Genomic DNA, 7,310 nt, shown 5'->3' on the forward strand with positions numbered 1-7,310 from the left:
GCGAGGAGGCACCCTTTCGGGAGGACAAAGGCAGCGGATTGCGATCGCCAGAGCACTGCTCAAGGATGCGCCAGTGCTGATTCTCGATGAACCCACTTCTGCCCTGGATGCCCAGACCGAGGCCCTGCTGATGGAAGCCTTAGAGCGGTTGATGGCAGGCAGGACAACCTTCATCATCGCCCACCGGCTGTCCACGATTCGGCAGGCAGATCGGATTGTAGTGTTGGAGCAGGGAAAGGTGGTGGAGGCGGGGACGCACCAGGAATTGCTGGAGGACGCTGGATTCTACCATCGTTTTTATGAGAGCTGTGGTTTAAGCCGATCTCCCCCTCCATATAGGTCTGCGACTTCCAGATAAGAGCAAATCGCCTGATAATCTTCGATCTGCGGTGTTAAAGCGGTTGAGATGGAAACTGAAAATACCTTAAGGACTCGTTCAAGTGAGCAGAAGGAGCTCGCATAAAGATGAAATCATCTCTTAGAGTCATTGTCACGGGGTTAATTGCCCAATACCCTCTGGGCGGAGTTGCTTGGGACTACTTTCAATATGTACTTGGATTGGCGCAGCTTGGCCACGATGTTTACTATATTGAGGATACTGGTCAATGGCCTTACAATCCGACTGAGGGTGGAGTCTCCGCTGGTTGCGACTACAACGTGCAGTATCTTGCTAACTTGATGGCCCGTTTTGGGCTGGGGGATAAATGGGCATATTGCTTCCCCTGGGAATCTCAATGGTTTGGTCTTTCCGAACAGAAACGGAACGAGGTGATTAAATCTGCGGACTTGCTGATCAATGTCTCGGGTACCCTCATGTATCCTTGGAACTATCGGCAAGTGAAGCATCTAGTTTATATCGATTCAGATCCCGCATTCACCCAGGTTAAATTAGCGCGAGGACAAGCTGACTTTCAAAAAATGGTCGATGCCCATGATATCCATTTCAGCTTTGGGGAGACACTTGCCGATGCCATACCAAAAACTGGTCACCATTGGCGTCCCACCCGACAGCCAATTGTTCTGTCGGAGTGGCATCCTTCAGCTAAGGAGCGCAATACTTTTACAACTGTGATGAATTGGACTAGTTACAAGCCAATTACCTACAATGGCTTAACTTATGGTCAAAAAGATATTGAATTTAAGAGATTTATGAAACTACCGAAGCTAGTTCCTGATGTAGAGCTTGAACTCGCCGTTAATGCTGGGAAAACTCGCCGTACCCCTCGTGAGATACTTGCTCATAATGGTTGGCAGGTAGTTGATCCCGAAAAAGTTTGTCCCGATCTGGATAGCTATCGGAACTACATCGAGTCATCGAAAGCTGAATGGAGCGTAGCCAAGAATGCTTACGTAGCAGGAAAAACCGGTTGGTTCAGTTGTCGAAGTGCCTGTTATTTAGCAGCGGGTAAACCTGTGGTAGTTCAAGATACTGGATTCTCTTCTGTGCTTCCAGTGGGTGAAGGTATCTTACCTTTTACAACGATAGAGGAGGCGGTTACTGCTATCGAGGAAGTCGAAGAAAAGTACGAGCGGCACTCAAAAGTGGCACGGGCAATTGCTGAAACTTATTTCGATTCAAATAAAGTGCTATCCCAACTCATTGAGGGGGTATACAATAGGCATGGTTAGTCCTTTACTGAGAACTGCTAATGTATTTAGACCTCAGCTACTCACAGATGGCCGCTTGCGTATTATTGTACTTGGCTACATCGTGCGTGGACCAGTAGGAGGTTTGACCTGGCATCATTTGCAATATGTAATAGGTTTGGCTCGGCTTGGACACGAGGTGTATTTTGTTGAAGATAGTGATGATTACCCTTCGTGCTACGACCCTGTAAGAGGTGTAACCGATACCAATCCAACCTACGGACTGCAATTTACAAAGCGCACGTTCGAGAAAGTAGGGCTCAATGATTGCTGGGCTTACTTCGACGCACATAAATTGCGATGGTTAGGGCCTCGTGCTGATGATATGATTCGTATCTGTACGGACGCGGATCTCTTACTAAATCTCTCCGGGATGAATCCCCTGCGCCCTTGGCTCGTAGAAATTCCTGAACGCATCTTGGTTGACACCGATCCAGTTTTTACCCAAATTCGGCATTTGACCAATCCTGATGCACGAAATCGGGCTTTACAACATACAGCCTTCCTCTCATTTGGCGAAAACATTGGCAGCCACCGATCCACTATTCCCGATGATGGACTACCCTGGAAAGCAACCCGCCAACCAATTGTCTTGGATGCCTGGCCAATAACACCAGCGCCATTACAGGGAATGTTTACCACGGTCATGCAATGGAAGAGTTATCCGGCGCGTCAGTATCAAGGAAGTCGCTATGGTATGAAGTCGGACTCATTTGAGCCTTACTTGAATCTCCCTGAAAAAGTTGGTTCTATCTTAGAACTGGCAGTTGGAAAAGCTCCCCAAGATCTCCTCTGCAGCAAGGGCTGGGTGTTACGTGACTCCCTTGAGCCGACACGGGATCCCTGGACCTATCAGCGCTACATTCAGCAGTCAAAAGCGGAGTTCAGCGTGGCTAAGCAAGGTTATGTGGCAAGTAACAGTGGCTGGTTCAGTGAGCGAAGTGCCTGCTACCTGGCGAGTGGCCGACCGGTGCTGACTCAGGAAACTGGTTTTTCCGAATGGTTGGAAACTGGGTCTGGTATTATCCCCTTTAGTACACCTGAGGAAGTTATAGCTGGCATCGAGGAGATTAACAACCATTACGAGTTCCACTGTCGCGCTGCAAGATCGATTGCTGAAGAGTTTTTCGAGGCCAGAAAAATTCTCTCATCTTTGGTGGAATGGGCAATCAAAACGACTTAAGTATTAATGGAGCGAGCATAGAGTGATTATTATTTTCTCTGGTAGTATAGGTCGTTTCCCTGTTGGCGGGCATGCTTGGATTAATATCCAGTATTTGTTGGGTTTGCGTGCACTCGGTCATGATGTCTTCTACTTAGAGGATTGCGGGCAGCAATCGTGGGTGTATGACTGGGAAAATGAGGAATCAACAAATGATTTAGAGTACCCTACTACATACATCCGTGATTGTCTTGAACCATTTGATTTTCAAGGAAAGTGGATTTACCGTGCTGGAAATCAATCTCAGGGAATGGCACTTGATGATTTCCTGGATATTTGTTCGCAGGCAGAGCTGTTAATTGTTCGTGCCGTACCGCTATCTCTATGGAGAGATGAATATAATTGGCCAAAACGTCGCATATTCATTGATGCAGACCCTGGCTTTACTCAAATGAGGCTGGTTAGCGGCGATGTGAAGCTAAGCAATATGGTTTCTCATTGTGAGCAGCTTTTCTCAATTGCTCAGCGTCTGGAGGCAACAGACTGCTCAATTCCAACAGCAGATCATAAATGGATTAAGACATTATCTCCGATATTTTTGCCGGAATGGCCTCTATTTGAACATAGTTCTAATGATTACTTTACTACTATATTCCAGTGGAAAAGTTATGGGAAGTCTCATAGCTATAACAAAGTTATCTATCAAGGAGTTCATTACGGACAGAAAGATAAAGAGTTCACTGAGTTCCTTGATTTGCCACAGTATACATCTCAGTTATTCCGGATAGCCTTGACAGGAGGAACTCCCAAGCAAATGTCTAAAAATGGATGGGAGGTTGTCCCAGGCTGGTTGGCAACCCAAACTCCATGGTCGTACCGCAAGTTTATACAAGAATCTCGCGCTGAATTTAGTGTCGCTAAACAAGGCTATGTTCTGAGTCGTGGGGGCTGGTTTAGCGATCGCAGCGCCTGCTATCTTGCCTCTGGTCGGCCGATTTTAGTGCAAGACACAGGCATTAGTGATTACTTGCCGACGGGTAAGGGGATTCTCACTTTCCGTAACCTCTCCGAAGCACTGGAGGGAATCGAGTCCATCAATGCTGATTATGAACAGCACTGTCTTGCTGCGCGTCAAATCGCAGCACAATATTTTTCCACAGATCGGGTTCTACCCCCCCTGCTTGAAGTAGCTATGAGTTGAACAGAAAAATTTTATCAAGGAGATGACAACATGCCAACAGTCACTATAGGCTTTAGCCCTCGCGAACGATTCTCTCTAGCAGCTGAGTCGTTGCAGCGAATCTTTGACCATACCCATATCCCCTTCAATTTAATTGTAGTGGATTGCAATACTCCCAAAGTTTACTGGCAACAGATTGAACAGATACTGCAGGGGCGTGAAAACGTCAAAGTTATTCACCGAGATCACTATTTGCTTCCAAACCAGTCTAGGAATCTGGTCGTTCAGGAAGCCCAAGATGAATTTCTTTGTCTAATTGAAAACGACAATTTAGTATCGGACGGTTGGCTTACTCAACTCATCACTGCTTGCGAGGAATATCCGGCGGATGTTGCCGTCCCATTACTCATGGAAGGGCGATCGAGGAAGGCTCCGGTTCACTTTGACGATCGTTTAAATCAAGTTCACTCTGTGCAAACTTCTGAAGGTATAAAATTGAAAATTTTGCCCCGTACAGATGACAAAGAAACGGATCGAGGGCAGGAGCTTAGGAAAGTCCAGTTTATGGAGCAACACTGCCTTCTGTTTCGTCGAAACGTCTTCGATCGCATAGGGCTGTATGACGAGGAACTGAACACACGGGATGAAATCGATCTGAGTTTGGCCTTATATAGTGCTGGAGTTCCAGTTGTCTTTGAGCCTAAGTGTGAGATAAATTACCTCCCGCCCTATCCTCCTTCTCCTGAAGATGAGGAATATTTTTTGATGAAATGGGATATGGATCGGGCTCATAAAAGTCATGAGCGCATTCAGAAAAAGTGGAATTTGCTTCGCATGCCTGGATCTATCGAATTCGTTAAAGATCGACGCCGAATTGCTCAGTTATCTAAAGTTAAAGAAGAACTCAAAACGCTTGTCGGTCCTGATGTTCCTTTTATCCTAGTTGACCAGGCCCGGTGGCTAGGTACTGAAATCGTTGATGGGCTCCAACCTATTCCCTTTCTTGAAAAAGATGGACAGTATTGGGGGGAGCCAGCAGACGATGAAACTGCAATTCGGGAATTGGAGCGCTTACGCCAGTTGGGAGCAACCCATATTGCCTTTGCCTGGCACACATTTTGGTGGTTGGAGTACTATTCAGAGTTTCATAACTATCTCCGTGCAAAATTTCCCTGCGTGCTAAGCAACGATCGCCTTATTGTTTTCAAGTTGGAAGAGCATCTTTAGCAAGGAGATTAGCAAATTGGAGTTATTAAGCAAATATCCACCGGCTACGGCTGGAAAAATTATTGTCTGGGGGCTGTTAGCGTCTTATCCATTCGGAGGGATGACCTGGCAGGTTCTGCACTATCTAGCAGGTCTAAGAAGACTTGGCTTTGATGTTTGGTATGTAGAGGATTCTGACAGTCCCCTTCAGGACCCCAAAACTCTCTGGCACACACCAAACTACACTGAGAATGTTAAATATCTTTCTCTATATATGAACAGTTTGGGAATGGGAGAGCGCTGGATTTTTCGTCCTCCTAGCGAACAAAATGTTTGCCTTGGAGCTGCTGATTCAGATGGATTGCAAAGGCTTTATCGAGAGGCTGATGCAGTTATCAATCTTTGCGGTGCTCATTACCTTCGTCCTGAACATAGTGAGATTAATTGTCTTATCTATTTACAAACAGATCCATTTGTAGATCAGGTGCGTGTTGCCCAAAATGAGTCTTGGTTGATCGGCCAACTTGACAGCTACAATCACTTGTTTACCTATGGATATAACCTGGGTAAAGATGACTGCCTTGTTCCTGTTGAACGGTATCAATGGCATCCCACAAGACCACCCGTCTGTATTGACTGGTGGTCTAATGTTAGTTCCTTAGAGGTGGATGCAAAGCTCACAACCATCTCAACTTGGAAGAATCTGAAAAAAGACATCGTTTGGCAAAATGAAAACTATTCTTGGCGGAAAGATTCAGAATTTCGGCGCTTCATAGATTTGCCTTTACATTCTCACTTTCCCATAGAATTAGCCCTTGAGGGAATTAGCGAGAGCGAAGCAGCTAAAATGCGTCATTATGGTTGGCAGATTATCTCAGCCCGGAATTTAACGAATCCCTCCACTTATCGGCAATATATTTGCAGCTCTTTGGGGGAATTTACAGTAACTAAAGAACAGTACGTTCGTCCCCGAACGGGATGGTTCAGCGATCGCTCTGTCTGCTATCTTGCTGCCGGTCGCCCTGTAATTACCCAGGAAACGGGGTTTAGCAAGTTTTTGCCTACAGGTAAGGGACTCTTCGCATTTCAAACCATGGAGGATATTCTGAAAGCAATGGATTCAATCAAGAGTGACTATGAGGGAAACTGTCGCGCTGCACGGGACATTGCTACTGAGTATTTTGCCGCCGAGAAGGTGATAAGTAGGTTAATGGAGAATGCAGGGTTTTAGATTTGAATTTTGTGTGTATAAATTGAGTCAAAGCCAAACATAGACAAACATTCAATTAAGATTAAAAAAGTAAATCGAGCGAGGAAAAATTAATTATGTCAACAGTAACCATCGGTTTTATTCCAAGAGAAAGATTTTCCGTTGCAGCCGAATGTCTACAACGAATTTACGATCGTACCCACATCCCTTTTAAACTGATTGTGGTGGATTGCCAAATCCCGAAAGTTTATCGACAGCAGATTGAAAACGTCTTGGAGGGGCAGAGGAATGTCAAGTTTATCCATACAGATCACCACTTACTGCCTAACCAATGTAGAAACCTGGCGATCCGAGAAGCCAAGGATGATTTCTTATGTTTGCTTGAAAATGACGTGCTTGTAGAAGACGGTTGGCTTTCCCGCCTAATTGAGGCATGTGATGAATATCCAGCAGACGTTGCTGCCCCGCTCGTACTTGAGCGATTAGGACAATTTGAGAAGGTTCACTTTGACGATCGACTAGATGATATCAAACCCATACAAACCTCTGATGGAATCAAGCTTAAAATACTTCCTCGAAGTACTCCCAAGGAGGATGACCGAAATGCTAGTGACCGCAGAACTATGAAATTTATAGAAACCCACTGTATGCTGTTCCGAACAGAGGTTTTCGATCGCATTGGCGAGTTTGATGAATCAATCACGGCTCAAGAGGAGGTTGATGTCAGCCTTGCACTTTATGACAAGCAAGTGCCCATCGTTTTTGAGCCGAAAGCCGTGGTCACCTTCTTACCTCCTCCCCCTATTTATCCTGATGAGAAAGAATACTACTACCTCAAATGGAATCCCGATACCTACCGTCAAGACTACCTGCATGTCGCTAAAAAATGTAATCTTGATAACCCT

Annotated in this window: 7 protein-coding genes; all 7 read left to right on the plus strand. The window is 45.6% G+C overall.

From position 1 onward, the window contains the following. The coding region (locus F6K20_RS17215) for an ATP-binding cassette domain-containing protein (protein ID WP_287295424.1) at positions 1-358 on the plus strand (358 nt) is incomplete at its 5' end. Positions 359-465: 107 nt separating this feature from the next. Beyond that, positions 466-1,629: a glycosyltransferase gene (locus F6K20_RS17220; RefSeq protein WP_008181233.1), complete on the plus strand. Its 1,164-nt coding sequence runs from the start codon at positions 466-468 to the stop codon at positions 1,627-1,629. Between the two features lie 313 nt (positions 1,630-1,942). Beyond that, entirely contained in the window at positions 1,943-2,830 is an 888-nt protein-coding gene (locus F6K20_RS17225; RefSeq protein ID WP_287264668.1) for a glycosyltransferase, read from the plus strand. Between the two features lie 22 nt (positions 2,831-2,852). Continuing rightward, positions 2,853-4,010 (plus strand): glycosyltransferase family 1 protein, encoded by a 1,158-nt coding sequence (locus F6K20_RS17230; RefSeq protein WP_008181229.1) that lies wholly within the window; start codon positions 2,853-2,855, stop codon positions 4,008-4,010. 30 nt (positions 4,011-4,040) lie between these two features. Next, positions 4,041-5,216 carry a glycosyltransferase family 2 protein gene (locus F6K20_RS17235; protein WP_008181227.1) on the plus strand — a complete coding sequence of 392 codons (1,176 nt, stop codon included), beginning with the start codon at positions 4,041-4,043 and terminating at the stop codon, positions 5,214-5,216. A 16-nt stretch (positions 5,217-5,232) separates the two neighbouring features. Continuing rightward, complete coding sequence (locus F6K20_RS17240; RefSeq protein WP_044492474.1) at positions 5,233-6,426, plus strand: glycosyltransferase; 1,194 nt, start codon at positions 5,233-5,235, stop codon at positions 6,424-6,426. Positions 6,427-6,521: 95 nt separating this feature from the next. Beyond that, on the plus strand, positions 6,522-7,310 hold a 789-nt coding region (locus F6K20_RS17245), incomplete at its 3' end, for a glycosyltransferase family 2 protein (protein ID WP_287295425.1).

This window comes from Moorena sp. SIO2C4 (assembly GCF_010672485.1).
In the GTDB taxonomy this organism is placed as follows: Bacteria; Cyanobacteriota; Cyanobacteriia; order Cyanobacteriales; family Coleofasciculaceae; genus Moorena; species Moorena producens.